The sequence below is a fragment of the Arthrobacter sp. MDT2-3 genome, from assembly GCF_059090465.1.
Window position 1 is genome coordinate 271,402 of record NZ_JBNHFS010000006.1, and the last position, 16,335, is coordinate 287,736.

A 16,335-nucleotide genomic window follows, 5' to 3' on the forward strand; every position below is an offset into this window, starting at 1 on the left:
GGGTCGGTCTTCCAGGAAGACCGACCCTACTCGCATTTCACGCGAACCACAGGTCTCTTATCGGCCAGGGGCCTGTACAACCCCGCCTCTTTGCGCCGGAGGCCTAGCGTAGGGCAGCACATCCGTTGCTTCGACGTCGGACGGCTTACGGTTCCCCGCCGTCTCGCCCGATGACTTGGGCCGTGGCTGTTGGAGCCGCCCGAGCTCCAAAGCTGTTAGTGCCAGGAAGACCGAAGAAACGGCTCCCGGCTCCCTCAAGTTGATTTCAAGAATCTCTTCAGCTTTTGCTAAGCGGTATCGCAGCGAGTTGTGGTGGATTTCGAGGGCGTCCGCCGCCGCATTGATATTCTGCGCATGCTCAAAGTAAGTCTGAAGGCCCTCAACAAGAAGCTCCCGTCCTTCAAGTGGCTTGAGAAACTCCTGAGCCCAGGTGATCATTTTGTCAAAGCCAACATCCGCAAATAGCCGCGTGGCGTAGCTGAAATCCTCATAGGCCATGATTTTCGGACCGCGGGAGTTCCTGCGAAGCGTTCTAACGGCGAGCTGTGCGTCTTGATAGGAGTCCAAGATGTCCCCAAGCGCGTGCACTTTGCGGCCGATGCCAATATGCGCGTTCGGGAGTTTGTTGCCTTCGGCTATGACGATCCTGCGCAGAGTCTGAATGCTGCATTGCGCAGTTATGGTGACCGTCTTGTCCCTCGCGGTCATAAGATACGAAACTGACTGCGACTCCAGCGCCATGCCCAAAAGTTCGGAAAGCTCGTCGATGGGGGGCAGAGGCCGGGACGCAACGGAAGAACGAATCGGACGGAAGACAATGGTGCGCAACTCTTCGGCGAAGGACAGTCCAAAGGCGGAGATTCGGCCGGCCAGTTCTGGATTGTGCGGCTCCCGGCGTAAGGCAAGGGCCTCCTCCAGCACTGCTGTCCGTATAGCACGCTCCTGCTGCCTGGCTGCCACTGCCATCCGTTGACTGGCCTCCACCAGTGTCGCTGCAACATGAGCTGCCGACGTTGAGTAGGCGTCAGGAAAATTTGGGCGCCGAGTCGTAACGAGCAGCCAACCGAAATGTGATTCATCTTGGATCGGAGCGGAAATTCTCGCCGCCACGCCCCGCCACCCGTCAATGTCCACCTTCTGCGAATCGGCTTCGGTACGGGCGATCTCTCCGAATAGCAGGGACATGGGTACGGGGCCTGTCGCTTGTACCGTAAGACCGGACCTGTCCACCAGTACTGCTGTGGCGTTGCATACATGCGCAAGGCGGTTCAGGAGCGCTGGTATTGGATCGGGTTCAGTCATGGCCTGGCTTAGTGCCCGCTGCAAGGAGGACAGTCTTCTTGATACTGATTCCTCCGGTACCTGCATCGACCGTGAAATGGAAACAATTATGTCGGCAACGTTTAAGCTGGCGTCAACGGCGACAACAAGGTGACCGCTGGCAACGGCTTGCACCTCGTCCACGGTGGCTGCCACCGTGGAGGATACAAAGAGCACCCGGCCTGCTCCACCAAGTTGAGCTAGAAACCCCTTTAGATCAGCATAGGTTTCCAGACGAGGACAGACTATGACGATGTCCGTGTCATCCGGGAGATCTTCTGGCTTTAAGAAGACCGTAGCGCCCCTGACCTGCCTGGACAGTTGGGAGTCTTCGCCGGCCAGCAACGTGGCAGCCGCACCCAAATCCGCCAGTACCGTTCCCAACGGAACGGAAATCGAATCATGGTTCATAAGGGAACTCTCTTGGAACAGAACCGGAACGGTCGGACGCCCTCCCGCCGTCGCTTTCGCCCCAGACTAAACGAGGAACACCACCGAACCATTGTAGGAATTCTAACTCCATTTGCGACCCTTTGGAGGAGTACCAATTACTGTCCCGTCTAAGGCCTTCTAACGTCACCTGCAGACCACTCATTTGAAGTACATGGACAATCAAAGCCAGAGGCCTGGCTCGTTGAAGGGCTGTTAACCAGGCAATGGGGCATGGTCCCGGCATTAAGTAGTCCGATCGTGCTTTCCGCCCGGGTGATCTGGAAGACTAAGGGTAGGGCTTTACAGAAGCACTCCCAGCAGGAAGGAAACGTGCTATGGGCGCTGACACCCTCGCGGCCGGCGACATTGTGGTCGTAGGAGCAGGAATCGTAGGCCTTTGCACGGCCTGGGAGCTGCGCAAAAGGGGCTTCGATGTGGTCGTTGTTGAACAGCGGTTTCCTACATACGGCGCGTCAGGGAGAAACCCTGGTTCCTTGTGGCTGCAAACTCGGCGTACAGGCACTGAGTTGGCACTCGCCAAGGCGGGCAAAGAGAAATACCAGGAGTTTCTTGGCGAGCTCGGTGACGTATTCGACTATCGCAATCAGGGTGGGCTTTTCTTCTTTGAGACCGACGAACAGGGCAAAGTTTTGGAGGACTATGTCCTTAACCGGCGGGAGGCCGGTCTGGACATAAGCATGATCAGCCGGGATGAGGCGCTGAAACACTCGTCCATCCTTCCAGACAGTGCCGTGGGCGCTGTGTTCTGCGCAGACGACGTGCAGATCGACGGCGTTCAGTTCGTTAACTCCCTGGCCGCTGCCTGCGTTCGGGCCGGCATCCGGACATTTGAAAATACATCTGTGCTTTCTACTTTGCGCCACGGAGAGACCGTTACAGGTGTACGCACGGTCAGGGGTGAAATCCACGCTCCGGGTGTGGTATGGGCAACAGGCGCCTGGTCTACGAACCTCCGGGCAGAGGGCATCGACGTTCCCATCGATACTGCCCGGGTGGGCCAAATGCTGACGCAGCCCGTAGACGCACAGTCAAACGCGATAATGCACGGTCCCCGGGGCGTCTACGGCTGTGGGGCACTTACGGACCTTGCCACTTACGATCCTGCAATTTTTGCTCCCCCAAGCACTTTGTCCGTCAACTATGACGACTCAATCGCCCAAAATCGCGGCGGTTCAATATTTATTGGCAACAGCTTTGACGGTCGCGGCTCCCTCAACCCCCACATCAGCATTAACGCCACAAACGCAATGGTTTCGACAACGTTGGACAGGTATCAAGGGCTCGCCGATTACGGCGTTACCGGCCTCTGGGCCGGATTGGGAAGTGAGACCTCCGACCACCTGCCAATCGTTGATCGTGCTGATGGCGCATATATCAACGTCGGACACGCTTGGGGTATCGCCAGCGGTCCTATTTGCGGTCAGGTAATGGCTGAGGTCATCGCCGGTGAAGCGAGCAGCTTCGCCAAAGCTTTGAAGATGAACAGGCCGGCGCTACCCGCTGGGACCGACTCCTAGCCCCCTCCTTCATACGTCAGCCGCCAGGAGAGTCCTCCGTGGCGGCACGGCTACACGGCATCGCTCTCATTAGCCCTCTTATGTAGCACTTTCCAGGAAAGCTCCCTCCGAGCTGACTTAGTTACCCCTCAGCCGTCCCATGCCCGCCGTGGCAGGGGTCCAGCGTTGGCAAGGGAACCAATGTCCGGCCAGACTTTTGAGAATCCTCCCAATGTTCACCCCCCTGGGGCTCCAGTACCGTCAGAGTCACAAGTCGGCCCGGCCATTCCGGGAACGGTTTCACCAACCACGCTCGACCTCGATCGTTCATCTGCAACATCAATTGCCATCATCCGCGTGACCGGCAGGAACGTAAGTGAGGAGAAGAATCGCCGTCCACGCGGCCGATTCTAGACAGGAGTTTCTTATGACCACGGCGTCATTGAAGGTAGCCACCATTCAGTTCGAACTTCGACAGGAGAACAGCCTCCACGAGTACTTGCAGCACATGGAGACACTTGTGAAGCGCGCCGCGGAACAAGGTGCCGAACTTGTGCTCTTCCCTGAGCTTGCAAGCACCGGACTTCTTGCTGCAATTGATGATCACGAGGTCACGACTGCCTCCATCACCTCCGACTATTGGCACTCCCTGCCGCAATTCACGGAGGACATCGTTGCCGGCACAGTCAGGATGGCCAGGGAGAACAACGTTGTCGTTGTCGGCGGAAGCCATAACCGCGTCGCAGAGGACGGATCCCTGAGGAACACCGCGTTCATCGCACACCCTGATGGGCGAGTCGAATCCCAAGACAAAATTCACCTGACGCCCCAAGAGCATTCCCTGGGCGCCAGAGGGGGCGACGAACTGCTCGTAACAAAAATCGGACCCTTCACGGTGGGACTCTTGATCTGCGCCGATATCCAATTCCCCGAACTGACACGGTACCTCGTGCATAAAGGAGTGGATCTGATCCTATGCCCCTCCCTTACCTGGAACCGTCGAGGGGTGCACCGGGTTCGCACCGGATGCCAGGCACGGGCCATAGAAAACCAGCTGTACGTCGTAATGTCCCCCCTTTTCGGTACCAGCGGACTTCCGACTGATTCGCCAATGTACGCCGTAGGAAAAGCACTAGTATCCGGACCGGTGGACAGGACCGTGGGCATCAACGACGGGATCCTGGCAACGACGGAATCCACTGAAGAACAAGTGCTGATTGTTGACCTCGATCACGACTTACTGCTCGCCTCCAGGGCGAATCCAGAAGCTCCCGGTCTCGCACTCCGCAGATTGGATCTCTACGCGAAGCTTCAGGCGGAAATGGGAGCGTAATGCCTCTTTACCAGCACCGTGTCAGAAACCATGAAGTTGATTCGCAGGGGTTTCTGTTCAACAGTCGCTACCTTGAAGTTGCTGACGTAGCGATGACCGAATTCTTCCGCAGCATCGGCTGGCCCTATCCCAAGCTCGTAGCCGAAGGCACTGATCCCTCCGTAGTCAACGCAGTCCTCACATTCAAGGCCCCGGCCTATTTCGACGAAACCCTCGACATTGATGTCGACTGCCACAAGGTCGGAACCTCGAGCTTCGTCCTGAACGTTCGGATTAGCCGTGACGACACCGAGCTGGCAGATGTCGAACTCACCTATGTCAACGTCGACCCCGCGAAAGCGAGATCCCGGCCACTGCCGGAAGCCGTTGCCCTGGCGCTAGGTGCTGCCTTGAAGGGCCATCCGCAGCAAGGTCGCGCCGGGTTCCTGCCCCAAAGCCAGCACGCCTAGTCTCTCCACCACGGAGAGCGTCTTGCCATGACCCACCGCCAACTCAACACCTAGGAGACCCTTGTGTCGGTAACTTTGAGCTACAAACCAGCATTCGACCCGAACAACGTCAAAGACTTCGGCCCTGCGAAAATCGAGCACAGAACAGCCGCTTCCCAGCTGACGCAGCTGGGCACCTACTTCATGACCTTCGACGGGACAGGGTTCAGCGACCCTTGGACCGTACAGTACGAAGAAACCATTTACGTGATTGAAGGGCAGGCCCGCCTTCTCGTCATCGATGGTGAAAACGAGGAGTCTTTGATCGGCGACCGCGACGAGCTAATCGTTCTTCCCAAAGGAACCACCGTCCGGTACGGAGCCGTCCCAGGAACCCGTCTCCTCTTGTCCATTACGCCGGTTAACTGGCGCAATGCGGGCGCCTAGGCTGTGGTGGGATCATGAAAGGCCCAACCCCTGAAGCCCTGCCCAAAGGTGGGACAAAAAGCGCGATAAAAGGTACGTCGTGGGGAAGCCTCGAACCGGGACAGGCCGTGACCCTCGAGAAGGGCATCCATCGCATCACCGGTAGCATCGACGCTTTGACGGAGGATGGGCATATCCTCTGGATCATCTCGTCGACGGGGGAAAGGCGCCTGTTTCATATCGACGACGGTTACGCCCTCTTCACTGCACTGCCCGAGCCTTCTTAGGTAGCGTGAGCTGTGCACGGTCATTTAGGATTCTGCCTACTTTAGGGGCAGTATCTGCGCAGGGGGCAGCATCGGCCGTTTTTTGACGCAGCGCTGCGATTCCAAGACAAATTCAAGCGCCCAGCCGTCCACGTATAGGGCCAGTGCCAGTGCCAAAAGTATTCGGCCATCGTCTGATTGACCAAGTCCTGGTGGCGGCCGGTTAGTAGGAGGAGACGATGCTGGTTACATCCTTCGCCTGTCCTGACCAGCGGCCGCACAGGAACATGCGTGCTGCCCGAATACTTCGGGGTCGACCGGCCGCTGGTTCTTCGGCAGGTTTTCCACGACCAGCAAATAGGACTCGGTGACGAGGTCGTCGACGAAAAGCGGGTCGAGGTCGCCATCCAGGTGCAGAGTGATCCAGTGCTTTTTGTTCATGTGGTATCCCGGAGTGATGTCCTCGTAAGCCGTCCGCAAGGCCAGCCCGTCAGAAGGTGTGGCTTTGAGGATGATGATCGGTTGCCCCAGGACTGCGGTCTGAAGCATGAAGACCTTCCCGCGCACCTTATACACGTCCCAGTCATCCCCGAAGGGGTGTGTCAGTTCCGCTCCCGGCAGGTCTTGGGTCCGGGCAGCGGCGCGTTCCTGCAAGTTCTCGCCGTCCAAAATTTCCTCTTCATCCAGTATCTAATGGGTGGGCACCCTTCTCGGATTCTCGAACAAGGATTCGGGATTCTCAGCTCCGGCGTCGCAACCCGAGGAACAAACGGATCCAGTCGAACACATAGCCGCAGAACTATGCCTACTTCATCCCGCCCGGGTTTTCGGACGGCTATGGCCGCCCCCATGAGCCAAGTCGCCGTCGCCGCCTGTGCCGTCACGTATTCCCTGGCGCGTACCGCCGTTGGTTCCGGGCCACCGACGTAGCCGGAGCCTCCTTGCGGCCGGCCGAAGTGCCTTCGGCCGGCCGCGATTGCATTTGAAAAGTTCAGCTAAGGCGTGACGACGGTCTTGCCGACGTGCGTCGCTTGAGCAGCCGCGCCTGTGCTTGGGCTAGGTCCTGAAGCGCGAAGGTTTCCTCAAGCAGCGGCTTCAGTTGTCCGCTCTGAACGAGCTCCACCAGGCGCGCAAACGTGGAAGGGTGGGGTTCGTGATGCCGTACATTTCGAGGTCCTTGTAGATAAGGTCGCGGAGGTCGATGCGGGTTATAGGACCGGCGGTGGCACCGCGGTGGTGTATCTGCCAGCCCTGCTCGCAGCAAGCTCGTGAGAACACCAAACATGTCACCCCCAACGACATCCGCAACTAACTATCCTTGTAATCATTTCCAGTAGAAGCGCGGCCGGGATCAGGAAACTCCCTGATGTTTCTTCCGAAAATATGGTCGTTTTCCAAGGCTTAGGTATTAGTCCCCGCCTGCAAGGGGTTCATTCCTCAGAGGCCGCAAGAGTTTCGGCAACACGGAAGGGGGCTCGGCCTCCCGGCGGGACCCCAAGAAGAAGCACGCCGGCTCGTTAGCCAGGACTATCTTTGTCTTAAGGCCCTGCGTATGTTCGTATTACTCAGTGCATTACTGCCGTCCAATGCAGCTATAGATGTGGGGTTTCCGGCTGCGGTACACCAGGGCTGCTGTAACACCGAGGACGAATAGCCCAAAAATTACCGTCAGGAGTGCCGCGGCGACCTCGTTGGAGCCTCCTACCAACATCGGGAAGTTTATTGCTGCCAGCACTAGCGCGCTTCCGAGACCTACGGCCGCGAGGACCGGGCAGACTACCGTCGCCCAGGTGGAAGCCAGTTGACCGCCGTTGCGACGCATGTATAGGAAGACGGCAACATTGCAGATGAAGATTATCAGCAGCGCGATCATGCTGGTCATCCCAAGCACTGCGGTGTAAAAGCCGAGAGGGTCCACTCCAAGCAAAACGATTACCGCGTTCAGGACTAGGGCAGCGCCGCTTGTCGCAACAGAAGCTACATGGGGGGACCCATGGCGCTTGTGTACTGAGGACATCCGTTTTGGCAGGATCTTGTCTGCGCTGAGATTGAAGACGTAGCGCGCAGTGATGTTATGCGCAGCCAGGATCACCGCGAACGTGCTCGTGATGACCATGACAGTCGCCAGCTCAAACAGCAATGCGCCGCCGTAAGTCTCAATGCTGGTGTTCATCGCACCGGTGGGATCTGCCTGAGCTAGCCCGACCACTTTGTCGATGCCGAGCGAGTTCGCGAACATCAGTGATGACAAGGCGTAAATCGTCATCGCAATGGCAATGACCGCGAATGTGGCGCGCGGGATGATACGGACGGGATTGCGCACTTCTTCACGAAACAGAACAGTGACTTCAAACCCGCCGTACATGCCGATAGCAAGCAGAAGTCCCAAGCTGAAGTTGCCGTCGAACCAATGTGCGGGGCTGAGGGGTTCAAGGGAGATGCCGGAGCCGTCGGCGCCTCCGTTGACAAAGACAAGCAGATCGTAAGCGACGATGATGAGAATCTCGGCGAAAAGGAACAGTGCCAACACTTTCGCCGACAGTTCAACCTTGAGATAACCGAGAACCGCCGAAGCCAGCCAGAAGGCCGCTCCCCAAACGTACCAAGGCAATTCCGGTCCGTTCAGGGTGTTGGTCACGAGTTCGCCTAGGACGATACCGCCGAAGGAGAACGTACCGGCATACACACCGAAGTAGGCAAGCAGCGCGACGAACCCCGACCCTAGGCCGACCGCACGTCCAAGACCGGCGGTAATGAGGGCGTAAAAACCGCCAGGATTGGGGAGGACTCTCGCCATCCTCGTGAAACCTACAGAGAACAACGCAAGGATGAGCCCGGCTCCGATGAATGACAGGGGTGTTCCCAGCCCGGCGCCCTCCATCACCATGATGGGGATGACACCGACCACGACCACCATTGGGGCGTTATAGGCCATCACGCTGAAAATCAGCTGGAAAAAGCCCATATTGCCCTTGAGGTGGGGCTGCGACTGAGGTGGTCGCTCTGTCACTGTCGGAATCGTGGTTTCCATCATCGTTCCCTTCTAAATGAAAAGCTGGTTGTAACAATGGCCAGTGACGTTACAAGGCGGTTCCAGGGCCACAGTGAGACTCGCAAATCTGCCAGCAGCGAAGCCCCGAAACGCTAGGGCGCCTGAGTGTCTGGATCTGGCTCTCCAGGCGCGGCTGCTGCAGCCTTCCGACGCCCGAATTGAGCTGCATAACCATGGTGCCCTCACAGCAGCCCCTACGGTATTGGCCATCTCACGAAGAGCCCTTAGACATGTTGGCCGCGTCACAGCCATTCGAATCAAGGGGCAGAAGTACCGCACGTCACGTTGCAAGTGAGAGAGCACAGAATGCGTCAAGACGCGACGGTGCCCCCGGGTACTGCCAATTGGCTCAACGCGTGCTCGCTCAAACTGGCCAGCAACGACTTGCGCGGAATGCTCAGCTCGACCGACACCCGACAGCATCAACAGCTTTGGAGTATCGATGGCCTACTGGAACATGCGCGGCTCTGCCATTTCCGCCTCGGATACTTTCCAATCGTCCTAAGTGTCCGGTGCAATCCGCAGCAACTAGCACGACCGCGAGGAGACTTTTGAACGTTCTTCTGCCCTGGCGAGCACACCCTCGTCGGAACAGTAGCCGTTGCCAGTTCCTTTTAGGCATAGCAGTCCTACGAGATGATTCCGATCATCGGTGACGGCCAGCCGGCGCCGCCCCGTCAACTGCAATACGGATGTTGCCGCACTAAGAAGGGAATCTGGCGTGGTAGTCCGGCCGATGAGCGTACCGCACGTGCTTGCGGGAGTAGCTCCATCGACAGTTAGCGGGACGTCCGAGCGTTCGATTGTTGTGACGAGGCGTTGCTCTGCATCGACGACCAATGCCATGTGAATGTGGTCGTCCTCAAACTCGGATCGGACCTGGTCGACAGTGGTACAAGGCCCCAGTGTCTTGGGCATGGTCACCACGGCGTGCCTGACCAGCATTAGCCTCTCCGGCTTTTCGATTTGTGTTTTTCTACCGCCGGCATGAATAACCCTCCTGCCGCTGATGTCCCAGCCGGAATTCCTAAAGACGCTGGGTATCTGTCCTCGCCTTCTGTCAGGAACTGCGAGTTAGGCGGTTACAGGACAAGCCATACCGGCCGTGCCAACCTAGGCACCGCGTCTTCGGCGAAGAGCCAATCGGATCAGGTACATCAGCGACTTGCCTGATGGATTTCCGCTGCCGCAAGGAACCCCCACCGCCAAGAATGCCATAAACTGACCCGGTCAGCATGGTCAGTACACCAACGACGGACTACCACCCCGGTGCAATGTCTAACAGCCGTCCCGCACCCCGTTCCATCCACACACACTCGCAAGGTGAACAACCTCCACCCCTTCGGGGAATCCAATGACAGTTCTTGGAGTTCCTACGACCACAGCATGGCAGTGTCGGCCCTTCTCCAATTCTCGCACCAAGGGCCGTTACCTAATGTGGGTGCAAATCTCCTGAACCGCTTGATCAGCGTTCCTGGCACGGACGGGCTGGGGCAACAGCCAATCAGCGGCAGTCACTAGGACAGCACCCAAGGAAACGGAAGCATGCGCACGCATTTGACCCACTGGGGAGTCTTCGAAGCCGAGAGCGATGGAAAGGCTTTGCGGTCAGTTAGGCCCTGGTCGCAGGATCCAGACCCGCGCAACCTTCTGGACAACGTAGCTTCTGCACAACACCATCCGACCCGTGTATTGCGCCCGGCAGTTCGTGCCGGGTGGTTGGAACATGGGCCGGGAACCGGTTCCGGCCGGGGGAATGAACCCTTTGTAGAGGTTTCATGGGACCGTGCCATTGAGCTGGTCAGCGCAGAACTGGGACGCGTCTACTCCGAAAAAGGCCCCTCGGCTGTCTACGGATGTTCATACGGTTGGGCCAGCGCTGGCCGATTTCATCATGCGCAAAGTCAGATCCACCGATTCCTCAACTCATTGGGAGGATATGTCGCCGGCGTAACGGACTACAGCTATGGCGCCTCCGGGGTGCTTCTGCCACACATCATCGGAGCCACCCCCGATCAGGTCATGGCCCGTGCAACCTCGTGGGAAGTTGTAAGCGAAAAAACGGAACTTTTCATCGCCTTCGGTGGACTTTCCGAGAAGAACAGCGGAATTGGCCCTGGCGGAATTGGGCGTCATGTCGCCAGAGACGCGATCCGGAGGGCAGTGGCCCGAGGGTGTCGATTCATTGATGTGACGCCCATCGCGGATGATACGTATAAAGAAGCCGAGGCAGAGTGGATTGCGCCGCTGCCCGGTAGCGACGCGGCCCTGATGCTGGCCCTCGCGTACGTGCTGGATTCTGAAAACCTTGCTGATCGGAATTTCCTTTCTCGGTACTGTGTTGGTCTGGACAGGTTCCTGCCGTACCTTCGGGGTGAGGTTGACGGCATTCCAAAAGATCCACGGTGGGCCGAGGAGCTCACGACCATCCCTGCGGCTCGAATTGTCCAATTGGCGCGCGACATGGCTGCCTCTCGGACCATGATTAATCTCAGTTGGTCCATGCAGCGGCAGCAGCACGGCGAGCAACCGATCTGGCTTGGGGTCACGCTCGCCGCGATGCTTGGTCAGATAGGACTGCCTGGCGGAGGTTTCCAGCACGGTTATGGTTCTTCCGCAGATGTAGGACTGCCCTTGCGAGTTTCCAGCGCGCCCTCATTCCCTCAGGGCCGCAACCCCGAGACGTCGTTTATTCCGGTGGCACGAATATCTGACATGCTGCTCGAACCAGGCACCCAGATCGACTTCAACGGCCAGCGAATCACCTTGCCCAAGATCGAGTTGATCTACTGGGCCGGCGGTAACCCGTTCCATCATCATCAGGATTTGGCAAGATTCCGGAAGGCCTGGTCTCAACCAGGAACTGTCATCGTGAATGAACAGTTCTGGACCAGCACGGCAAGGCATGCTGACATCGTGCTTCCAGCAACGATGTCATTTGAGCGGAATGATTATGGAGCCGGGCGTAACGACCCCTCATTCTTCCCGATGCGTGCTCTAACCGCACCTCCCGGCAGCGCACGGGACGACTACGACATTTTCGCCGCCATAGCGGACAAGCTCGGACGGGGTGAAACGTTCACCGAGAACCGGGACACGATGGGGTGGCTCCGCTACTTGTATGAAGCGTGGAGAAACAGGCTTGGTGAACGGGGCGTCGATGTCGTCGATTTCGACACCTTTTGGGAAACAGAAAAGATTGAAATCCCGATTATTGAGCCTCGCCAGGTTTTGTTCTCCGACTTCCGGAACGATCCTGGGATGCACCCGCTCGCCACGCCTAGCGGCAAAATCGAAATTTTTTCCTCGACTATAGCCAGCTTCGGTTATGCCGATTGCCCAGGCCACCCCGTGTGGATCGAACCTGACGAATGGCTCGGTTCGCCCGGCCCTTACCACTTGCACCTAATCGCTAACCAGCCAAAGACAAAACTTCACAGCCAACTCGATATCGGCGCCACCAGTCAGAAATCCAAAATCCAGGGACGAGAACCAATTCGAATGAACCCTGATGATGCCGCCGCGCGTAGCCTTGAAGACGGACAGGTTGTCCTGGTGCGGAATGACCGCGGTAGTTGCTTGGCCGGCTTGGCAATCAGCCCTTCCCTACGACGTGGCGTCGTTCAGCTTTCCGCCGGGGCCTGGTACGACCCTGCACCGGATGACCCTTCCTTCTGCCGGCACGGGAACCCCAACGTGCTAACAGCAGACAGGCCATCCTCAAGCCTTTCACAGGCCACGACGGCACAGCACGCGCTCGTCGAGGTCGAAGCCTGGTCGGGTGAAATCCCCGATCTCACGGTGACGGCTCCACCCGTACTGATCCGAGAGGAATAGCATCTTCATCAGGCAGGAGGCAACACCGCTCCTGCCCGCCTTAGCAACACAACGCGCTCGGCCGCCAGTGATCTAGATACTCTCGCACAGGACCTGCGGACCTGTCCGTGCGGTTCAGGGTTCAGCAGCGGAAGAGTCCGAATAGGGCAAGACTTGCAGTCACAATGGCTCACTTTTCCACCGTCACCGACACCGTCCATGGGCTGCGGGTCGAGGCTGACGAGCGACGCACTGCGAGCTAGTGCTTTGGGACATAGAGCAATCAATTTTTAGTCATCGCTCTGTGCATTGAAGGTATGGTTTCGGATTTCGTCGATAGCAGACCAAACATCAGAAGTTCGCGGAATACATGAACCGGGCAGCAGGCGTCAGATCTTCAAGCACTACCCCTCTTCTCGTTCTATCCGAAGTCACTTCGCTATCTGGCGCCCCCGCCAAATTGGCACGCGGCTACCTCCCCGGCAGCCACAGCGGGAGCGGGGCACAATCGGAGCTACAAAGATGAGACCCACTTGGCGCCATTGCCAGGATTGGGGGCTATACAAGTTTGCAGGCGTTCCGCTGGCAAAAGTCTTATGGATCACTTTGGATATAACTGTTTGAGTATCCCTAGCGATGCAAGACCTCGGCCGTTAGGCCTTAGATGCAGTCCATTGCGACCATCAGTGAATCAACGAAGGATACCAATGTCCACTGGAGACCAAAGATTTGGGAGTGCCACCGGCGCCCATCTTGGCAAACGGCGTCTGAAAGTAAGCGATATCCGCATTGTCAACAAGGCCGCCCTGAGGCGCGCTGTCGCCGGAACCGTCGTCGGAAACATTATCGAATGGTATGAGTTCGGAGTATTTGCCTACCTCATAACTATAATGGGCCCTGTCTTCCTGCCGCAGGCCGACCCAACAGTCCAGGCCCTGTACCTATATGGCACATTCGCAGTAACGTTCGTTGCCCGACCTTTGGGGGGCGTATTCTTCGGATGGCTGGGAGACAGGATCGGGCGACGGAAGGTCCTCACGTTCACGCTTCTCCTGATGTCCGTCGCCACGTTTGCTACCGGACTGCTCCCGGGCTACGCCGTCATCGGTCTATGGGCCCCTGCGCTTCTCGTGTTCCTGAAACTGCTGCAAGGGTTCTCGGCCAGCGGAGAATACACCGGTGGTGCGACTTTCCTGAGCGAATATGCCCCGGATAGGCGACGAGGTTTCTATGTTGGATTCATGGGCTCCAGTTACCTCGGGTTCGCCTTTGGAGCCGGTTTGGTAGCCGTTCTACAGCTGAGCTTAAGCCAAGACGCGATGCAGTCCTTCGGCTGGCGCATTCCGTTTCTCATCGCTGGGCCGCTGGCCGTCATAGCTCTGTATTTCCGCTATCGGATCGAAGAGTCACCCACCTTCAGTGCCGTCTTGAAAGAGCGGGCTGAGGAATCCCGGAAAACCGGTGAGTTGGCAAAAAACCCGGGTATCTTGCAGGTTATTCGGACCCACGGGCGCTTCATTCTGCCCGTAATGGGCGTCGCAGCCGCCGGCAACGTCATTGCCTACACCATGACCTCCTTCACTCCCACGTATCTGAACCAGACGCTCGGGTTCCAAGGAGCTCTCGGCACCCTCGTGATCTTTCCCCTGTTCGTCCTCGCCGCCTTTGCAACCCAGTTCTTTGCCTCGCTCTCGGACAAGATAGGCAGGAAGCGTATCTTGTACACCGGAGCCATCCTCGGCGTCGTGCTTCCGATTCCGGCGTTCATGATGATGGGATCCGGACAGGTCTGGGGCGCACAGCTCGGGACACTTTTCATTATGATCTGCGCAACTCTCTTTTCGTCGAGCTACGCTTCTTCGCTGCCCGAGCAGTTCCCGACCCCCTCGCGTTCCAGCGCTCTTGGGCTCGCATACAATGTGGGAAATGCTGCCTTTGGCGGCAGCTCCACTGGTTGTTGCGGCGCTTATCGGAGTTACCGGGAACAAGATGGTGCCTGCCTACTACCTCATGGCTGCTGCCGTTCTGGGACTAATTTCCGTCTTTTTCCTCAAGGAAACAAGTAGGAAACCCCTGAATGGGTCCATGCCCAATGTGGAGACAAAGGAAGAGGCTCAACACCTCGTTGATACCCAGGACACGAACAAGCTCCTCGATCCCGCGGAAATGCCTCTCACCCTAGTTGCTCCTTCAGACACCGAGCGTAGAACGCGCATCTAACCGATCAGGATTAGCTCTGGGGGTATTGGGCCGGCTGACCTCTCGGCGAACACATTTGAGAATGACTGCATCTGCAGTAGCAATGACCTCAAATCGACAGGAACTGAGTCGAGGTCGCCGCAACCCCCACTCCAGGAGCATCAAGCCGCCAAGGCCACCCACTCTCGCAACTGGGTGGCCTTGGCCACAACAAAACAAAACCGCAGAGTAGCCAAGGGACAAAGCAGTAGCGAAGTAGTACCCAACTGGAAACCTCCGCACAAGTGATCGGCAGTTAGGGCACGGCAGATCTGAGGAGCCCAAATCGGGACTTGTCATACAACCGTCTTGCGGAACGAGCTGGGCGTAGGCCGAGGATCCTTTAGTTTTCACCGGAAGTGGAGTTCCCCCTTTACAACCCATTTCCTCTCCTCCCCCAGTCCTTCTGGCCATTCTCTTGCTGCCTCGACTGCCAGTGGTCGCAGCTCGTGACGAGAACAGCCTTAGGAAAGCCTGCTCTTGCGGGGAAGAAGGGATGAATGCATTGGCGAAGAAACCATCAGACGACAGTACGACCGGTGGGCTCCACGTGGTTTTCTATGATCCCTTGGCTCAGCAGGAGAAACCGTTACGCGATGCCCACACTCGACTCCCAAGGCTTGCCGTTGCACGGCGGCGGAAACAGGGCGAAAGGGCCAATTCAAGGTCAGTTCGAGCCGAGGCGGTCCATCAGGTCATCGGTGACCTGGCTGTGCTGGCAGCAACCCGATTGGCGGCCTCGTGCTCAGGGTAGCGGGCCGCTACCCTCGAACGGACGTTGCGGCACAGTTACGACGATCTCAGCGCCCCTCACATCGAGAACCCGAATTACCCTGAGCAGGTGGTGGTGGCCACCGGGGGCGCTTTGGTTCATAACCCTGTTCGGCCGCCACTCGCCATGGGCCTAAGAAATGGCGTTGTCCGGTAGGGGTACATCCAAAGCTGACACACCGTCCCTTGCCTGGTCTTCGGAACAACCGGGATCGACCCACGTTCCAAGTCTGGTCCGCCGCCCACAGCCGGGGACAATTCTCAGAGGTTATCCACCGCTAGTGCTGCCAAGGAGCTACCCCAACGGCTCCCAATTTCCAGCCGTGGATAACCTGAATTGACCCCAGCCATGGACGGATCAGAGTCGCCACCAGTTCCGGCCGCGTCATCAGACAGGGGTTTGCCCGGTCGAGGCAGGTTGACGGAATATCCAACATCGGCCTTTCAAAACAGGTGGGGAAGTGCCTTAGAAAGGGCTGTTCCTGGCATCATCTCTGTCCACTTCCATCTAACTTGACGCAGAGTCGCTACATCTGACGCACTCTCGCCGATTGTTCACGACACCTGCGGCATCGCCAGGTCAGAGCAACGTAGACCCCTTCAAGTTTGCCTGGTCAAGGAAGCTGCGTTGGATGTCTAACGGACATCCGACAACCCCGAACAGGCGCGACGTTGACTAGGTACGTGACCTGCCCTGCGGAGGTCTTATGAGTCATCTAGAGATCTGGCCTCGTAG

The 16,335-nt window shown here is 57.7% G+C and carries 11 protein-coding genes; 7 read left to right on the forward strand and 4 right to left on the reverse strand.

Annotation, left to right across the window (positions count from 1 at the left end; genetic code table 11):
- Positions 1-57: 57 nt before the first annotated feature.
- Positions 58-1,731 (reverse strand): PucR family transcriptional regulator, encoded by a 1,674-nt coding sequence (locus AC5RUQ_RS17885; protein ID WP_493948672.1) that lies wholly within the window; start codon positions 1,729-1,731, stop codon positions 58-60.
- A 356-nt stretch (positions 1,732-2,087) separates the two neighbouring features.
- On the opposite strand from AC5RUQ_RS17885, the gene AC5RUQ_RS17890 reads away from it, so the two are divergent.
- The 5 genes from AC5RUQ_RS17890 (at position 2,088) to AC5RUQ_RS17910 (ending at position 5,743) form a co-directional block, all read left to right on the forward strand.
- On the forward strand, positions 2,088-3,290 hold the full coding sequence (locus tag AC5RUQ_RS17890) for an NAD(P)/FAD-dependent oxidoreductase (protein WP_307093715.1): 1,203 nt from the start codon (positions 2,088-2,090) through the stop codon (positions 3,288-3,290).
- A gap of 355 nt (positions 3,291-3,645) precedes the next feature.
- Complete coding sequence (locus AC5RUQ_RS17895; RefSeq protein WP_493948673.1) at positions 3,646-4,602, forward strand: nitrilase-related carbon-nitrogen hydrolase; 957 nt, start codon at positions 3,646-3,648, stop codon at positions 4,600-4,602.
- The gene (locus AC5RUQ_RS17900) at positions 4,602-5,051 is read left to right on the forward strand and encodes an acyl-CoA thioesterase (protein WP_493948674.1); all 450 of its coding nucleotides are present in this window, start codon (positions 4,602-4,604) and stop codon (positions 5,049-5,051) included. Before AC5RUQ_RS17895 ends, AC5RUQ_RS17900 begins: the two co-directional genes overlap by 1 nt.
- Before the next feature lie 63 nt (positions 5,052-5,114).
- The gene (locus tag AC5RUQ_RS17905; RefSeq protein ID WP_307093712.1) at positions 5,115-5,477 is read left to right on the forward strand and encodes a cupin domain-containing protein; all 363 of its coding nucleotides are present in this window, start codon (positions 5,115-5,117) and stop codon (positions 5,475-5,477) included.
- A 14-nt stretch (positions 5,478-5,491) separates the two neighbouring features.
- A complete protein-coding gene (locus AC5RUQ_RS17910; RefSeq protein WP_493948675.1) occupies positions 5,492-5,743 on the forward strand; it encodes a hypothetical protein in 252 nt (83 codons plus the stop codon).
- A 225-nt stretch (positions 5,744-5,968) separates the two neighbouring features.
- Here AC5RUQ_RS17910 and AC5RUQ_RS17915 read toward each other — a convergent pair whose 3' ends face one another.
- The 3 genes from AC5RUQ_RS17915 to AC5RUQ_RS17925 all read right to left on the reverse strand — a co-directional run bounded on the left by AC5RUQ_RS17915 (position 5,969) and on the right by AC5RUQ_RS17925 (position 8,756).
- Positions 5,969-6,391 (reverse strand): MmcQ/YjbR family DNA-binding protein, encoded by a 423-nt coding sequence (locus AC5RUQ_RS17915; RefSeq protein ID WP_493948676.1) that lies wholly within the window; start codon positions 6,389-6,391, stop codon positions 5,969-5,971.
- Between the two features lie 322 nt (positions 6,392-6,713).
- A complete protein-coding gene (locus AC5RUQ_RS17920; RefSeq protein ID WP_493948677.1) occupies positions 6,714-7,007 on the reverse strand; it encodes a zinc-binding dehydrogenase in 294 nt (97 codons plus the stop codon).
- A 288-nt stretch (positions 7,008-7,295) separates the two neighbouring features.
- Entirely contained in the window at positions 7,296-8,756 is a 1,461-nt protein-coding gene (locus tag AC5RUQ_RS17925; RefSeq protein WP_493948678.1) for an APC family permease, read from the reverse strand.
- 1,563 nt (positions 8,757-10,319) lie between these two features.
- Between AC5RUQ_RS17925 and AC5RUQ_RS17930 the strand changes: the two genes are divergently transcribed.
- Together AC5RUQ_RS17930 and AC5RUQ_RS17935 are read left to right on the forward strand one after the other, a co-directional pair.
- Positions 10,320-12,611, forward strand: coding sequence for a molybdopterin-dependent oxidoreductase (locus AC5RUQ_RS17930; protein WP_493948679.1), 2,292 nt, complete (start codon positions 10,320-10,322; stop codon positions 12,609-12,611).
- Between the two features lie 686 nt (positions 12,612-13,297).
- On the forward strand, positions 13,298-14,656 hold the full coding sequence (locus AC5RUQ_RS17935) for an MFS transporter (RefSeq protein WP_493948680.1): 1,359 nt from the start codon (positions 13,298-13,300) through the stop codon (positions 14,654-14,656).
- The last annotated feature ends 1,679 nt before the right edge of the window (positions 14,657-16,335 follow it).

What these genes read in the sequence shown, in the direction of transcription:
- AC5RUQ_RS17900 (WP_493948674.1), top strand. Translation starts at nt 4,602, where the DNA reads ATGCCTCTTTACCAGCACCGTGTCAGAAACCATGAAGTTGATTCGCAG.
- AC5RUQ_RS17910 (WP_493948675.1), top strand. Translation starts at nt 5,492, where the DNA reads ATGAAAGGCCCAACCCCTGAAGCCCTGCCCAAAGGTGGGACAAAAAGC.
- AC5RUQ_RS17920 (WP_493948677.1), bottom strand. Translation starts at nt 7,007, where the DNA reads ATGTTTGGTGTTCTCACGAGCTTGCTGCGAGCAGGGCTGGCAGATACA.
- AC5RUQ_RS17930 (WP_493948679.1), top strand. Translation starts at nt 10,320, where the DNA reads ATGCGCACGCATTTGACCCACTGGGGAGTCTTCGAAGCCGAGAGCGAT.
- AC5RUQ_RS17885 (WP_493948672.1), bottom strand. Translation starts at nt 1,731, where the DNA reads ATGAACCATGATTCGATTTCCGTTCCGTTGGGAACGGTACTGGCGGAT.
- AC5RUQ_RS17890 (WP_307093715.1), top strand. Translation starts at nt 2,088, where the DNA reads ATGGGCGCTGACACCCTCGCGGCCGGCGACATTGTGGTCGTAGGAGCA.
- AC5RUQ_RS17935 (WP_493948680.1), top strand. Translation starts at nt 13,298, where the DNA reads ATGTCCACTGGAGACCAAAGATTTGGGAGTGCCACCGGCGCCCATCTT.
- AC5RUQ_RS17925 (WP_493948678.1), bottom strand. Translation starts at nt 8,756, where the DNA reads ATGATGGAAACCACGATTCCGACAGTGACAGAGCGACCACCTCAGTCG.